Source organism: Moraxella lacunata (genome assembly GCF_002027545.1).
GTDB classification, from domain to species: domain Bacteria; phylum Pseudomonadota; class Gammaproteobacteria; order Pseudomonadales; family Moraxellaceae; genus Moraxella; species Moraxella lacunata.
Genome location: NZ_MXAN01000060.1, coordinates 1 through 14,741, shown reverse-complemented (window position 1 = coordinate 14,741; position 14,741 = coordinate 1). Strand labels below are relative to the sequence as shown.

The following is a 14,741-nucleotide window of genomic DNA, read 5'->3' as shown; positions in this document are numbered from 1 at the left end:
GGTTGTGGCAGATTAAGCTCTATGGCAAGTTGTGTAAGCGATTTGCCTTGTTGAAGTTGTTTGATTGCGTCAAGTTTAAAGGTGGTGTCATAGACAGCCTTTGTGTGTCGTCTTTTTATGCCATCAATGCCATGTGCTTGATAGAGTTTAACCCATAGCTCTACGGTTTTGTGGTTTAGATTAAAGTGTTTAGCGGTTTGTTTGTAGCCATGATGATTAAGATAATACCCAATCACAGACAGTTTAAAGTCGGTTGTGTATTTTGCCATAGAAAGCACCCCAAAGGTTAGAGTGTCTAACTTTTGGGGTAGGGTTTTCTTCATCAAGCAAAGCAGTTAGCCTGCTGCATCAAGTAGCATATTACGGATATGACCGATAGCCTTAGTGGGGTTGAGACCCTTTGGACACACCGACACGCAGTTCATGATACCACGACAGCGGAACAAGCTAAATGGGTCATCTAGGCGAGCCAAACGAGCTTGGGTGTCGGTATCACGGCTGTCAATGATAAAGCGGTAGCCGTTAAGCAGGGCTGACGGCCCCAAGAACTTATCTGGGTTCCACCAAAATGATGGGCAAGCCGTTGAACAGCACGCACACAAGATGCACTCATACAAGCCATTCATCTTCTCACGGTCTTCTGGCGACTGCAAACGCTCTTTTGGCGGAGCAGGTTGTGAATTGATTAGGAACGGATGAACTTTTTCATATTGAGCATAAAATTGGTTCATGTCCACCACCAAATCCTTGATGACGGGCAGACCCGGCAGGGGACGAATGATGATTTTCTCTGGCAGGGTATTCATATTAATCAGGCACGCCAAGCCATTTTTACCATTGATGTTCATGCCATCTGAGCCACAGATGCCCTCACGGCATGAACGACGAAAGGTTAAGGTCTCATCCTGTTTTTTTAGACGCAGTAATACATCTAGTAGCATACGATCCGTATCTAACAGCTCAATCTCGTAGCTTTGCATATAGGGGGCTTTGTCTTTGTCTGGGTCGTAGCGATAAATCTCTACAATGCGTTTGCCTCGACTCATGGGTTTCTCCATTGGAAATTTGGGATTTTTAACTGTTTTTGTTAAAAAAGACCTAATTTAAATTTGAAATGATACATTTTGCCAATTCATCTGTATAAGTTGGGCTTTTACACCCAACTTAGATAATTTGCCAAAATTAGAACGTACGCACTCGTGGCTCACAGTAGTCCACAGTCAAAGGCTTTTTGCGTACAGGCTTATACACCACACGGTTGCCCTCAGAGTACCAAAGCGTGTGCTTCATCCACTCATGGTCGTTACGTCCTAGTGGGGCATAGCTGTCGTCTTCTGGCTTTTCATAATCCAGCACGCTATGAGCCCCACGGCATTCATGACGCAAAGACGCTGATAACATGGTCGCTTTTGCCACCTCGTAGAGATTAGCAACCTCTAAGGCTTCAACACGAGCGGTATTAAAAACGGCTGATTTGTCTTTTAGATGGATTTGCTCAACTTTTGGAGCCAATGCCATGATTTTTTGCACACCTTCATCCATCAGTGCCTGAGTCCGAAACACACCAGCATGAGCCTGCATGGTATTACGAATCTCATCGGCAACTTCTTGGGCGTTGTAGCCTTCGGTAGAGTTTTGTAGCTTATCAAGACGAGATTGGGTAAAGTCTAGCACTCGCGGGTCAAGTGGCTTATAACTGCGGTCTGATTTGGCAAATTCGTCTAGGATATGCTGACCTGCCGCACGACCAAACACCACTAGGTCAAGCAGTGAGTTCGTGCCTAGACGGTTTGCACCGTGTACTGACACACACGCACATTCGCCAATGGCGTACAAGCCTTTGACCACACGACCTTCGGTATATAGACCTTGTTCGTCCACATGACCGTCAAGCACAGGCACGGTTACTTGACCGTGAATGTTGGTTGGGATACCACCCATCATATAGTGAATGGTAGGCACGACAGGCACGGCTTCTTTGGCGATGTCCACGTTGGCAAAGTTGTGGCTAATCTCAAACACAGACGGCAAACGCTTCATCAAGGTGTCTAGACCCAAATGCGTCATGTCCATCAAAATGTAGTCGCCATTAGGACCACAGCCACGCCCTTCTTTAATCTCTTGGTCCATAGAGCGAGAGACGAAATCACGGGGGGCAAGGTCTTTTAGTGTCGGGGCATAACGCTCCATAAACGGCTCGCCATGTTTGTTACGCAAAATCGCACCCTCACCACGACAGCCTTCGGTCAAAAGCACGCCCGCTCCTGCCACGCCCGTTGGGTGAAATTGCCAAAATTCCATGTCTTGCAAAGGAATGCCAGCACGCACCGCCATGCCCAAGCCGTCCCCTGTGTTGATGTAGGCGTTGGTTGAAGCACGGAAAATACGCCCTGCCCCACCTGTTGCCAATATCGTTGTTTGAGCCTGAAACACAGAAACATTGCCTGTTTCTTGGTCTAGGGCAATCACGCCATTGATGTTGCCGTCTGCGTCCTTGATAAGGTCAAGGGCAATCCACTCCACAAAAAACTGCGTGCCTTTTTCTAGGTTCTTTTGGTACAGAGTGTGCAACAGAGCGTGTCCTGTACGGTCGGCTGCCGCACACGCACGGGGAACAGGTTTTGCTCCGTATTCGGCAGAGTGTCCACCAAACGGACGCTGATAAATCGTGCCGTCTGCGTTACGGTCAAACGGCATGCCCATGTGTTCTAGTTCGTACACGACTTTTGGGGCTTCACGGCACATATATTCAATGGCATCTTGGTCGCCTAACCAGTCAGAGCCTTTGACGGTATCATAAAAGTGAAAATGCCAGTTGTCAGGACTCATGTTACCCAAAGACGCACCGATACCGCCTTGGGCAGCAACAGTGTGGCTACGGGTTGGAAATACTTTTGTCAAAACAGCAACTTTCATACCACCTTCAACCAGTTGCAAAGATGCTCTCATGCCTGAACCGCCACCACCAACAATCACCGCATCAAAGTTGAGTGTTGGGATATTATTAATTGTATTATCTTGGTTTGTTGCCATGTTAATTCCTAATGATTTTATTTGGTATTTGTGTTTTGAAACTTTGGTTAATTACCAAAAAATCATCACGCCCCAAAACAGATAGACCAAAACAGCGATAATGACCAAAGATTGGATGACCAAACGCAGACCTGATGATTTGACATAATCGGTCAAAACCGTCCACATGCCCACCCATGCGTGAAACACGAGCGACAAAATCGCCACCAAGCTAAATAGCTTCATTGGTAGACTTAGCATAAAGCCTTGCCAGATTTCAAAATTCACATCATTAAATAGGAAAAAGCCCACCATAACAACGCTATAAACTGCTAAGACAACCGCACTGATACGCTGTAAAATCCAATCTCGTGAACCTGAACCTGTCAAGCCAGTCGCACTTTTAATGCCTGAATTGTTTCTTTTCATTAGAACATCACCCACACAAAGGACGCAACAATCAACACAGCTGCGATAACAAAACTCACAATCGCCGCCATCTTACCTGATTTGAACTCTTCGTTCATGCCAAGGTCAGCCAATAAATGCTTGATGCCCATGACAAAATGGTAAGCGGTCGCCGCCACAAAAATCCACGCCACAAAACGCAGGGCGATATTATTTAGCACCGTCTCAAACCCTTCTGGCGATGACAGTGATGTCTGTAAAATACACAGCATGACAGGCACAAGCAAAAACAGCACAATGCCTGATACACGGTGCAAAATAGAAGCCATAGCGATTGGGGACTTTGAGTTCACCGCAATCACTTGGCTTAGGGGTAAGTTAATCGGTCGGTTATCTTTCACGAGCGGGCGTCCTTATCAAAATGAGCCGTACAAAACGAACAAGACGGCAAGGAGAGCTGGCTTTTTGGGTGATTTTTGCCACAATTAAAATACAAAACTGTCTTTAAATTGTAAAATTAAAAACTTAAAATATCGGTTTTGATTTTATCTGCCAAATCTGATGAGTTACCCTAGATGATTTGGCATGAGCATCATGAATATTATATAGAAAGATATTTTAAATTTTTAAACGCAAAAAATCACACCGTCAGGCTGTCTTTAAAATAAGAAGTCTGAACACAGCGTTAAATCAATGTCGCTTGTGTCACGCGGTGTCAGCGTGCCAAGCAACCATGCAAAAGCCATCAGGCTTAAACACATCGCTATTTTTACTTTTTACAAATCATTAAAAATCTTTAATCTTTTAAAACCTTGTCCAAACAGCACATTTGAGAATGTTTATCAGTAAAATCTCACGGACTTTTACGACACTTTTTGTCAAATTTTTGTAAAACCATCAAAAGACTTATCACAAATTTATTACAAAATTCATCAAATGTCGTGTCACCCTATTGACAATGAAATTGATTATCGTTTTTTAAAATGACCTGCCAAGTTAAACAGATAAATTATAAAACGCTTGAACAAATTTTACAAACAAAATTACAACTTTTATGTAACTGACGCCAAATTTTTTGCCAAAATTTTAACCACTTTACCGATAATATTGTTACAAAATATGTCAAAAAATCCGTATGATGATTAAGGTTTTTATGATTTGGGCGGTTTAGGAAAACTGGGCTTGGACAAAAAAGTGAATAAGTGTAAGGGTTTGGGGGATTAATTACAATTTTTTAAGGAATTTATCATGCTAGGGCTTGTAAGTTTGGCAAAGTTTTTGTATCATCATGCTACTTGATGGCGATGATGAGCAATATGCCTTTGCTTTGGCAAACGGACGCAAGGCAAGGAACTCAGCGACCAACAAGACCAAGGACATCATGTTGAGCTACCTGCCAACATGCAAATTCACAATGCCAAATTAGCCCAAACCAAGCAGGATAAGGCTTTTGGGTCAGGATTTAGGCACCATTAAATAAGGTTATTATTATGACACAACAAGTGAAATTAGTCGTTGATGGCACGGAATATGAAATGCCAGTCCTAGAATCCACCTTGGGTCGCCCTGTGCTAGACGTGACTGCGGTCAATAAAGCAGGTTTTTGGACGTATGACCCTGGTTTCATGGCAACTGCCCCCGTAGAATCTGCCCTAACTTATATTGATGGCGACAAAGGCGAGCTTTTGCACCGTGGCTATGCCATTGACGAGCTTGCCGACAACGCTGACTATTTGGAGGTTTGTTATGCTTTGCTCTATGGCGACCTGCCAAATGCCGAAGAAAAAGACAAATTCTACACACGCATCAATGACCACATGGCAGTGCACGACCAACTGCGTAAGTTCTTTGAAGGTTTCCGCCGTGACGCTCACCCGATGGCGATTATGATTGGTGTGGTCGGTGCATTGTCTGCCTTCTATCACAACCATCTAGACATCTCTGACGCTGACCACCGTGATGACACGGCTGTGGACTTGATTGCCAAGGTGCCAACCCTTGCTGCCATGAGCTACAAATACTCTATCGGTCAGCCATTCATGTATCCACGCAAAGATTTTAGCTATGCTGAAAACTTCCTATACATGATGTTCGCCACCCCTGGTGACGTGGATTATAAACCAAATCCTGTACTGGTCAAAGCGATGGATAAAATCTTTACCCTGCACGCTGACCACGAACAAAACGCATCGACTTCTACCGTACGTCTGGCAGGTTCAACAGGTGCCAACCCATACGCCTGTATCGCATCAGGCATCGCAGCCCTATGGGGGCCATCACACGGTGGTGCCAACGAAGCGGTACTTACCATGCTAGATGAGATTGGTTCGGTCGAGAACGTTGCTCCGTTCATGGAAAAAGTTAAGACCAAAGAAGCCAAACTCATGGGCTTTGGACACCGTGTTTATAAGAATTTTGACCCCCGTGCCAAAGTGATGAAAGAGACCTGTGATGAAGTGCTGGGTGCCTTGGGTGTCAATGACCCCAAACTACAACTGGCGATGGAACTAGAAAAAATCGCTCTGTCTGACCAATACTTCATCGACCGTAAACTATATCCAAACGTAGACTTCTACTCTGGCATCATCCTAAAAGCCATTGGCATCCCAACGTCTATGTTCACTGTTATCTTTGCCCTAGCTCGTACCGCAGGCTGGATTGCTCACTGGACAGAAATGCACTCAGAAGCATTCAAAATCGGTCGTCCACGTCAGCGTTATGTGGGTGAAAAACACCGTGCCTTTGTTAAAGTGGAAGACCGCAAGTAATACCCATCTTTTAACAAATGACCATAAAATCCCCCAAGCGATTGGAGGATTTTTTACAAGATTATCGCCATGAACAACCGCTTATCTGCTCATCTTGCCAAGCAAAACATCGTTTTTTCACTCCAACGTTATGGCATAGACGCCCTAAACTTTATGGCGTTGGGGCTGTTTGGTACACTGATTTTGGGATTGATTTTAAAAAACATGGGTACCTGGCTATCCATGCCGTGGCTTATTGATATCGGCAGTCAAGCCCAAAGCATGATGGGCGTTGCCATTGGCGTGGGCGTGGCATACGGCATCAAAGCACCGCCTTTGGTCATGCTTGCTTGTACCACGGTCGGACTCATGGGGGCAAGCCCGATAGGGGCGTTGGTCGCTGTCATCATAGCGGCAGAGTGTGGCAAATTCGTCCATCGCACCACACCGCTTGATATCATCGTTACACCACTAACAACACTGCTGACAGGGGCAATCATCGCTCACACCCTAAGCCCTCTCATCTCATCTGCTCTCATGAGCGTCTCTGATGTCATCACATGGGCGATGGGTCTTAGCCCCATCATCATGAGCATGGTCGTGGCGGTTGTCATGGGTGTGCTACTGACCTTGCCCATATCAAGTGCTGCCATCGCCATCAGTTTGGGACTAAGTGGTCTTGGGGCAGGCGCTGCCACTGTGGGCTGTGCTGCTCATATGATAGGCTTTGCCGCCATGAGTCATAAGGACAATGGCATAGGTACAACAATCGCCTGTGGTTTGGGAACAAGCATGATACAACTGCCCAATCTCGTCAAAAACCCCAAACTGTGGTTGCCCCCCATCTTGACAGGTGCAATCCTAGCCCCCTTTGCCACGGTAATCTTTGGCATGCAGAACATTCCAAGTGGTGCTGGTATGGGAACAAGCGGATTGGTTGGACAAATTGGCACGCTTGATGCCATGGGTGCCTCCGTCCGTGTTTGGGTGCTGATTGGGATGTTTCATTTTATCCTGCCTGCTGTATTGTGTTGGTTGATTTATCGGTTATTTATCAAGATGACATGGATAAAATATGGAGATTTGCGACTTGATAAATCTTAGCGTATGATGCCTATTATCAATTTAAAAAATACCAAACATTTTGCAAAAATAACGCTTGCCATTTAGCAAAAAATACCTTATGATAACGCCTGTATTCAAAACTTTTTATATGTTATTTACCATGAATTGCCCCGTTATCGCCACTCGTCATCATCACCATCATTCCTAAAATTCTTTTGGGCGTGTGGTTTTGCTTGAAAGAAAAAAGACTTTCAAGGCGATGGCACAAAAGACGGTATCAACCCTTGAAAGCGATTTCAGGGGTTTTTATTTGCCAAATTTTTATTTTAAGGAAAAATGATGAATCGTCTAAAAATTGCCATCCAAAAATCAGGCAGGTTAAGTCAAGACTGCCAAGACCTATTAAAGGCATGTGGCATCAAGTTTCACCACAACAAAGACCGCTTGATTGTTTATGCCAAAAACGAAGCCATTGAGCTGCTTCGTGTGCGAGACGATGACATTCCTGCTTTGGTGTTTGATGGCGTGGCGGATTTGGGCTTTGTGGGCGAAAACGTGCTAGAAGAGTGCGAGCTTGACCGTGCCAGTCGTGGGCAGGTGGTATCTTTTAAGAAACTAAAAGTATTAGACTTCGGTGAATGCCGTCTGTCGCTTGCTGTACCAAAAGATACTGAATATCAAGGACTTAGTAGCCTTGCCAATCAGCGTATCGCCACAAGCTACCCTTATCTTTTAAAACGCTATATGGACAGTCAAGGCATACCCTTCAAAAACTGCCTGCTCACAGGCTCGGTAGAAGTCGCCCCCAGTGCAGGGATTGCGTCCGCCATTTGTGATTTGGTGTCAAGCGGGGCAACCTTAGAAGCCAACGGGCTAAAAGAAGTGGACGTGATTTTCCGCTCAAAAGCCTGCCTTATCCAAAAAAGCGACCCCCTACCTGCCGACAAACAAGCCCTAGTGGATAAGCTACTCACTCGCATGACAGGCGTGGAGCAGGCTCGTGAAAGCAAATACATCATGCTACACGCCCCAAAAGACAAACTTGATGACATCATCAAGCTCTTACCAGGGGTAGAAAACCCCACCATTTTACCGCTTGCCAACGATGATGGTAAAGTGGCGGTGCATATCGTCAGCCAAGAGACCCTATTTTGGGAGACGATGGAAGCCCTAAAAACAGTCGGAGCCAGCTCTATTTTGGTATTGCCGATTGAAAAGATGATGATTTGATTGCTTTATAATATGGTATTGTTAATTAGCCATACCTTTGGACAGATTTGTAGGGTCAAATTACATTTGCCCTGTGATAAAGATAACGTGTTGATTGTTGGGCGAATAAATTGCCCCTACACGTTCAATTTTGAATACATTTAATTGAACAATACCTATAACATTTATTGATTAACAAAAGGCGTATTTTTACACCCAACGCACAGCCCCAAACAAAAGAGACAAGCCATGCAAACCCTACTTTGGAACAGCCTAGACCCAAGCGAGCAACAAAACGCCCTAGCCCGCCCCACCCAAACCGTCCAAGACAGCCTAACCGAGCAAGTACAAGCCATTAAAAAGGCGGTGCTAACCGATGGCGACAAGGCGTTATTTGACTTTGCCAAACGCTTTGACAACACCGAGCTTACCGCCCTACAAGTCGCCCAAGCCGACATTGACAAGGCAAGCGAGCAGGTGAGCGACACCCTAAAATCTGCCATACAGACCGCTTATAACAACATTCACGCCTTTCACACCGCCCAAATCCCCACCCCCATTGACACCCAGACGATGACAGGCGTGCGTTGTCAGGTCATCACTCGCCCCATTGACAGCGTGGGGTTATATATCCCCGGCGGTACTGCTCCCTTATTTTCAACGGTGCTGATGCTTGCCATACCTGCCAAAATCGCAGGGTGTCGCCAAATCGTCCTTTGCTCGCCTGCCCCAATCAGCAACGAGACGCTCTACACCGCCAAACTGTGTGGCATTGACACGGTGTACGCCATTGGCGGAGCAGGGGCGGTATTTGCCATGGCATACGGCACGGACAGTGTAACCAAAGTGGATAAAATCTTTGGGCCAGGCAACGCCTATGTTACCGAAGCCAAATGCCAAGTGCTGGCAGACGGTGTTGCCATTGATATGCCAGCAGGCCCGTCCGAAGTGCTTGTGATTGCCGATGAATTTGCCAATCCTGCCTTTGTGGCAAGCGACCTACTGTCCCAAGCCGAACACGGAGCGGACAGCCAAGTCATCTTGGTAACGCCAAGCCAAGCCCTAGCCGATAAGGTATCGGGCGAGATTGACCGCCAATTGGCATTATTATCCCGAGCCGACACCGCACGCCTTGCCCTTGCCAAAAGCCGTATCATCATTGCGGACGATTTGGCACAATGTATTGATATTTCAAACATTTACGCCCCAGAACATCTCATCATCAACACCCAAAACCCTAGGGCGTGCCTAGATGACATCACACACGCAGGCTCGGTATTTTTGGGGGCGTATAGCCCTGAGAGCATGGGCGACTATGCCAGTGGCACCAACCACGTTTTGCCAACCTATGGCTTTGCTCGCACGCAGTCATCGCTTGGGCTTGCTGATTTTTATAAGCGTATGACCGTACAAGAGCTTCATCCATCAGGGTTTTTAGCACTTGCCCCCACCGTACAGGCCATGGCACAAGCTGAACAGTTGGACGCACACAAACTGGCAGTAACGGTACGTATTGATGAGCTAAAATCATAAAATTCATCAAAATAAACATGGGGCAATTGCAATGCAACCACATGATTTGAATAATTTTAACATCATCAATGGATTAAATGATTTATCAGTAACCAAAAACAGATTTTAACATCAAGGAGAACCCCCATGATTACCCACCTAATAAAATCATCCGTTCAAGAGCTGACCCCTTATCAGTCCGCTCGCAAAATTGGCGGAGATGGCACCATTTGGCTAAATGCCAACGAATGCCCCACATCACCAAATGCCTTAGGACTTGACAGCCTAAACCGCTACCCTAAGCCACAACCTGATGAGGTCATCCTTCGTTATGCCAACCATGCAGGTGTTCATCCCAATCAAGTGCTTGCCACTCGTGGAGGCGATGAAGCCATTGAACTTATCATTCGCACTTTTTGCAATCCCACCGACAGCGTGCTATATTGTCCGCCCACTTATGGCATGTATGCCGTCAGTAGTGCCACCTTTGACATTCTCGCCAAAACCGTGCCTTTGACAGCCGATTTTAATCTGGATTTACCCCAAATTGAGACAAATCTTAACAGTACAAAAGTCATATTCATATGCAGTCCCAACAACCCCACAGGTAACCTGCTCGCTCGTGACGACATTCTTGCCCTGCTGGCTATGACAAAAGATAGGGCGATTGTGGCGTTGGACGAAGCGTATATTGATTTTTGTGTGGATAAGTCGTTTGCCCGTGAGCTTGATAATTTTGACAATCTTATCATCGTTCGCACGCTCTCAAAAGCCTTTGGACTGGCGGGGATTCGCTGTGGTTTTGCCCTAGCCAATAGCCAAATCATCAGTGCCATGCAAAAAATCATCGCCCCCTATCCTATCCCTGCCCCCACCGCCCTTATCGCCACCACTGCTCTTAGCGATGACGGTATCGGACAAATGCAAACACACGTCAAAACCACCCTTGATAATAAAGCGTGGCTTGTGCGTGAATTAGAATCCTTGCCGATTGTCAAAGCGATTTATCCAAGCTCTGCCAATTTTATTTTGGTCAAATTTGACAATCAAATCCAATCAGGACAAGCGGTATTTGATAAGCTCTGGGAGACGGGCATTATCCTACGCAATCAAACCACCGCCTTAAATCTTGCCGATTGTATTCGTATCAGTATCGGCACGCAAGACGAAAATCAAGCGGTGATTGACGCATTAAAAACACTTTAATTAAAGAATGTCAAAATTGATACTTTTTAAACAAATCATCATCAATCCGTAGGGGCGAATTGCAATTCGCCCTTACAAAAGGTATCAAATTTTTGGGTTCTTTGGCTATATACCACTTTAACCCCATTTTATAAAAGGTAATTTATGAAACCCACATTATTTATTGACCGAGACGGCACACTCATTGACGAACCAAAAACCGATTTTCAAATTGACAGCCTAGAAAAATTAAAATTAGAAAAAGGCGTAATTGTTGCCCTATTGGCATTACAAAAAAAATACCGCCTTGTGATGGTGTCCAATCAAGACGGCTTAGGTACGGAGAGTTTCCCTCAAGAAACTTTTGACAAACCGCATAACGCCATGCTGGATATTTTTAATTCGCAAGGCATCATCTTTGATGATATTTTAATTTGTCCGCATTTTAAAGAAGATAATTGCGATTGCCGAAAGCCCAATACCGCTCTTTTGAGTGAGTATATCAATAACAATTTATTTGATAAAAATGACAGTTTTGTCATTGGCGACAGAGACACCGACATTGAACTTGCCAAAAATTTGGGTATTGTCGGATTAAAATACAGCCCCGATAATCTAAATTGGGAACTCATTACCGAAAAGCTCTTAAAAGAGCCTGTTACCAATATTGGCGAGCGTGAAAAACGCATTGGCGAGATTAAAAGAAAAACCAAAGAGACTGATATATCCGTCAAGGTATGTCTGGACGAGACAGGGGTTAATGAGATTAGCACGGGCATTGGCTTTTTTGACCATATGCTAGACCAAATTGCCACGCATGGCGGATTTAAAATGAGCGTAAATTGCCAAGGCGATTTGTGGATAGACGAACACCACTCGGTAGAAGACGTTGCCATTGCCTTAGGGCAAGCTCTAAAACAAGCCATTGGCGACAAAAAAGGCATTGCCCGCTTTGGTTTTGTGCTACCGATGGACGAATGCCGAGCCGAATGCACAATGGATTTATCTAATAGACCTTTTTTAAAATTTAAAGGCAAATTTAAACGAGAAAAAGTGGGTGATTTTAGCACCGAATTGACCGAACATTTCTTTTTTTCATTAGCCGTGGCGATGGGGGCGACTTTACATTTAAAAGTCAAAGGCGATAATGACCATCACAAAATAGAGAGTTTATTTAAAGTATTTGGTAGGACTTTGCGTCAATGTATTAAAATTGAAGGTAATGAATTGCCAAGCTCTAAGGGTTTATTATAAAGTTTATAAGGATTTTTTATGAAATTAGTCATCATTGATACAGGGTGTGCCAATTTAACGTCAGTCAAATTCGCCATTGAACGGCTAGGTATCACGCCCATTATCTCGGACAATGCCGATGAGATATTATCCGCCGACAAACTTATCTTACCAGGTGTGGGAACGGCAGAGTTTGCCATAAATGAGATGAATAAAAAAGGATTAATTCCTATCATTCGCCAAATCAATAAGCCCCTGCTTGGTATTTGCTTAGGAATGCAATTATTGGGCGAGTATTCTGCCGAAAGCCAAACGCATAATATCAGCACCCTAAATCTTATCCCCAATCATACCCAAAAATTAGACGTGGGTAATTTACCCTTACCGCACATGGGCTGGAATAAAATTTATTTTGATGACATATCGCACCCCTTATTTGATGGTATTAAAAATGGCGATTTTGTTTATTTTGTTCACAGTTATGCGATGGCAGTAAATGACTATACCATTGCCACTTGTGATTATGGCACGCCATTTAGTGCGATGGTACAAAAAGATAATTTTTATGGCATGCAATTTCACCCCGAAAAATCAGGTAAAATTGGGGCAAGATTATTGCAAAATTTTATTGAAAATATTTAAAGCCACTTAAATTAGACAGTAGCCCAAAAAGTATGCCAAACTAGGTTTTCCGTTCGCCCTGAGCTTGTCGAAGGATGTCAAGGAAAACCGTCATGGGCAGGCATGGCTCACCACGAACGGTTTTCCTTATAGCATACTTTTTAAAACAAACTAATATTTCAAAAATTAGGAAAATTTTATGACAACACCAATCATTATCCCCGCCCTTGATTTAATTGATGGGCAAGTGGTACGCTTACACCAAGGCGATTATGGCAAACAAACCACTTATACATATAATCCCATTGATAAATTTGCCGAATATGTGAATGATGGGGCAAGTTATTTGCACCTTGTGGATTTGACAGGGGCAAAAGACCCAACGAAACGCCAAATTACCCTGATTGAACAAATCATTAAATCTACCAATGCCGAAGTGCAAGTGGGGGGCGGTATTAGAAGCGAAGATGAAATAAAAGCCTTGTTTGATATTGGGGCAAAACGAGTGGTAATTGGCTCAATGGCAATCAAACAAAAAGACACCGTAAAAGATTGGTTTAAAAAATACGGTGCTGATAAATTCGTTTTGGCACTTGATGTGAATATCATTGATAATCAAAATTTTATTGCCATTAGCGGTTGGCAAGAAAATAGCGGTGTATTATTAGAAGCGATTATTGATGAATATCTAGAAGTCAGTCTTAGCCATATTCTTTGCACCGATATTAGTAAAGACGGCACATTATCAGGCAGTAATGTGGCATTATATCAAAACCTAACCAAGCAATATCCCACGCTTAATATCCAATCATCAGGCGGAATTGGCAGTCTTGATGACATTAAAGCCATAAAACAAACCAACGTTTTTGGCATTATCGTGGGGCGTGCGTTATTAGAAGGCAAGGTGGATTTGAAAGGGGCGATACAATGCTAACGAGCCTAACCAAAAGAATCATCGCTTGCCTTGATGTCAAGGACGGGCAAGTGGTCAAGGGCGTGCAATTTCGCAATCATGAGACCATTGGCGATATTGTAGAGCTTGCCAAACGCTATGCCGATGTGGGCGTGGACGAGCTCGTGTTTTATGACATTACTGCTTCATCGGACGGTCGCACGGTGGACAAATCGTGGGTGGAGCGAGTGGCACAGGTCATTGACATTCCTTTTTGTGCGGCGGGGGGCATTCGCACGCTCACGGACGCTGAGACGCTGTTTAATTATGGGGCGGACAAGGTGTCAATCAACTCGCCTGCCCTTGAAAATCCTGACTTTATCAGCTGTCTTGCCAAGCGGTTTGGCGTGCAAGCGGTGGTGGTGGGCATTGACAGTTGGTACGATGACAGCACCGACACCTACTGGGTCAATCAATATACAGGCGATGAAACCAAAACTCGCAAAACCCAATGGCAAGTCATCGATTGGGTTAAAGAAGTGCAAGCCCGTGGGGCAGGAGAGATTGTGCTGAACATGATGAACCAAGATGGCGTACGACAAGGTTATGATTTGACTCAGCTTGCCCTTGTCAAAGCCCACTGCACCGTGCCACTCATCGCCTCAGGCGGAGCAGGGCAGATGAGCCATTTTTATGACGTGTTTAACATTGACATTGATGGGGCATTGGCGGCAAGCGTGTTCCATAAGGGCATGATTGACGTGGGTGAGTTAAAGGCGTATTTGAAAGATAAGGGCATTGCGGTGCGTCCTGTTTGATGGCAATAAAAGGGGCGTATTTTGAACCGACCCCCAAAT

Annotated in this window: 15 protein-coding genes and 1 other annotated feature; of the genes, 9 read left to right on the top strand and 6 right to left on the bottom strand. The window is 44.8% G+C overall.

The features are described from left to right. The 6 genes from B5J94_RS08980 to B5J94_RS15030 all read right to left on the bottom strand — a co-directional run. A partial coding sequence (locus tag B5J94_RS08980) for a helix-turn-helix domain-containing protein (RefSeq protein WP_158081052.1) occupies nucleotides 1-269 on the bottom strand: 269 nt, incomplete at its 3' end. 66 nt (nucleotides 270-335) lie between these two features. After that, nucleotides 336-1,046 (bottom strand): succinate dehydrogenase iron-sulfur subunit, encoded by a 711-nt coding sequence (locus tag B5J94_RS08975; RefSeq protein WP_062499192.1) that lies wholly within the window; start codon nucleotides 1,044-1,046, stop codon nucleotides 336-338. A gap of 136 nt (nucleotides 1,047-1,182) precedes the next feature. Further along, nucleotides 1,183-3,033, bottom strand: coding sequence for a succinate dehydrogenase flavoprotein subunit (sdhA, locus tag B5J94_RS08970; protein ID WP_062499191.1), 1,851 nt, complete (start codon nucleotides 3,031-3,033; stop codon nucleotides 1,183-1,185). A 51-nt stretch (nucleotides 3,034-3,084) separates the two neighbouring features. Continuing rightward, nucleotides 3,085-3,420, bottom strand: a complete 336-nt coding sequence (gene sdhD, locus B5J94_RS08965) for a succinate dehydrogenase, hydrophobic membrane anchor protein (protein ID WP_062499193.1) — start codon at nucleotides 3,418-3,420, stop codon at nucleotides 3,085-3,087. Nucleotides 3,421-3,440: 20 nt separating this feature from the next. Then, nucleotides 3,441-3,821 (bottom strand): succinate dehydrogenase, cytochrome b556 subunit, encoded by a 381-nt coding sequence (gene sdhC / locus B5J94_RS08960; RefSeq protein WP_062499190.1) that lies wholly within the window; start codon nucleotides 3,819-3,821, stop codon nucleotides 3,441-3,443. A gap of 850 nt (nucleotides 3,822-4,671) precedes the next feature. Continuing rightward, nucleotides 4,672-4,803: a hypothetical protein gene (locus B5J94_RS15030; RefSeq protein WP_255216924.1), complete on the bottom strand. Its 132-nt coding sequence runs from the start codon at nucleotides 4,801-4,803 to the stop codon at nucleotides 4,672-4,674. A gap of 107 nt (nucleotides 4,804-4,910) precedes the next feature. Between B5J94_RS15030 and gltA the strand changes: the two genes are divergently transcribed. The 9 genes from gltA (at nucleotide 4,911) to hisF (ending at nucleotide 14,702) form a co-directional block, all read left to right on the top strand. After that, on the top strand, nucleotides 4,911-6,188 hold the full coding sequence (gltA, locus tag B5J94_RS08955; protein ID WP_062499189.1) for a citrate synthase: 1,278 nt from the start codon (nucleotides 4,911-4,913) through the stop codon (nucleotides 6,186-6,188). A 69-nt stretch (nucleotides 6,189-6,257) separates the two neighbouring features. Further along, nucleotides 6,258-7,271 carry a PTS transporter subunit IIC gene (locus B5J94_RS08950; protein ID WP_062499188.1) on the top strand — a complete coding sequence of 338 codons (1,014 nt, stop codon included), beginning with the start codon at nucleotides 6,258-6,260 and terminating at the stop codon, nucleotides 7,269-7,271. Nucleotides 7,272-7,421: 150 nt separating this feature from the next. Further along, nucleotides 7,422-7,544 (top strand) — a sequence feature (His leader region). A gap of 27 nt (nucleotides 7,545-7,571) precedes the next feature. After that, nucleotides 7,572-8,462 (top strand): ATP phosphoribosyltransferase, encoded by an 891-nt coding sequence (gene hisG, locus B5J94_RS08945; protein WP_211271075.1) that lies wholly within the window; start codon nucleotides 7,572-7,574, stop codon nucleotides 8,460-8,462. A 228-nt stretch (nucleotides 8,463-8,690) separates the two neighbouring features. After that, the gene (gene hisD / locus B5J94_RS08940) at nucleotides 8,691-9,974 is read left to right on the top strand and encodes a histidinol dehydrogenase (protein ID WP_062499186.1); all 1,284 of its coding nucleotides are present in this window, start codon (nucleotides 8,691-8,693) and stop codon (nucleotides 9,972-9,974) included. Between the two features lie 126 nt (nucleotides 9,975-10,100). Next, entirely contained in the window at nucleotides 10,101-11,159 is a 1,059-nt protein-coding gene (hisC, locus tag B5J94_RS08935; protein ID WP_062499185.1) for a histidinol-phosphate transaminase, read from the top strand. 144 nt (nucleotides 11,160-11,303) lie between these two features. Beyond that, nucleotides 11,304-12,392, top strand: coding sequence for a bifunctional histidinol-phosphatase/imidazoleglycerol-phosphate dehydratase HisB (gene hisB / locus B5J94_RS08930; RefSeq protein ID WP_062499184.1), 1,089 nt, complete (start codon nucleotides 11,304-11,306; stop codon nucleotides 12,390-12,392). An 18-nt stretch (nucleotides 12,393-12,410) separates the two neighbouring features. Next, nucleotides 12,411-13,013: an imidazole glycerol phosphate synthase subunit HisH gene (gene hisH, locus B5J94_RS08925; RefSeq protein ID WP_062499183.1), complete on the top strand. Its 603-nt coding sequence runs from the start codon at nucleotides 12,411-12,413 to the stop codon at nucleotides 13,011-13,013. A 178-nt stretch (nucleotides 13,014-13,191) separates the two neighbouring features. Then, a complete protein-coding gene (gene hisA, locus B5J94_RS08920) occupies nucleotides 13,192-13,926 on the top strand; it encodes a 1-(5-phosphoribosyl)-5-[(5-phosphoribosylamino)methylideneamino]imidazole-4-carboxamide isomerase (RefSeq protein WP_062499182.1) in 735 nt (244 codons plus the stop codon). Further along, a complete protein-coding gene (hisF, locus tag B5J94_RS08915; RefSeq protein WP_062499181.1) occupies nucleotides 13,920-14,702 on the top strand; it encodes an imidazole glycerol phosphate synthase subunit HisF in 783 nt (260 codons plus the stop codon). Before hisA ends, hisF begins: the two co-directional genes overlap by 7 nt. Nucleotides 14,703-14,741 lie beyond the last annotated feature (39 nt).

Coding starts and splice junctions, on each gene's coding strand:
- hisH (WP_062499183.1), top strand. CDS start 12,411: ATGAAATTAGTCATCATTGATACAGGGTGTGCCAATTTAACGTCAGTC.
- B5J94_RS15030 (WP_255216924.1), bottom strand. CDS start 4,803: ATGATGTCCTTGGTCTTGTTGGTCGCTGAGTTCCTTGCCTTGCGTCCG.
- sdhA (WP_062499191.1), bottom strand. CDS start 3,033: ATGGCAACAAACCAAGATAATACAATTAATAATATCCCAACACTCAAC.
- hisC (WP_062499185.1), top strand. CDS start 10,101: ATGATTACCCACCTAATAAAATCATCCGTTCAAGAGCTGACCCCTTAT.
- hisF (WP_062499181.1), top strand. CDS start 13,920: ATGCTAACGAGCCTAACCAAAAGAATCATCGCTTGCCTTGATGTCAAG.
- hisA (WP_062499182.1), top strand. CDS start 13,192: ATGACAACACCAATCATTATCCCCGCCCTTGATTTAATTGATGGGCAA.
- hisD (WP_062499186.1), top strand. CDS start 8,691: ATGCAAACCCTACTTTGGAACAGCCTAGACCCAAGCGAGCAACAAAAC.
- B5J94_RS08950 (WP_062499188.1), top strand. CDS start 6,258: ATGAACAACCGCTTATCTGCTCATCTTGCCAAGCAAAACATCGTTTTT.
- hisB (WP_062499184.1), top strand. CDS start 11,304: ATGAAACCCACATTATTTATTGACCGAGACGGCACACTCATTGACGAA.
- hisG (WP_211271075.1), top strand. CDS start 7,572: ATGAATCGTCTAAAAATTGCCATCCAAAAATCAGGCAGGTTAAGTCAA.
- B5J94_RS08975 (WP_062499192.1), bottom strand. CDS start 1,046: ATGAGTCGAGGCAAACGCATTGTAGAGATTTATCGCTACGACCCAGAC.
- gltA (WP_062499189.1), top strand. CDS start 4,911: ATGACACAACAAGTGAAATTAGTCGTTGATGGCACGGAATATGAAATG.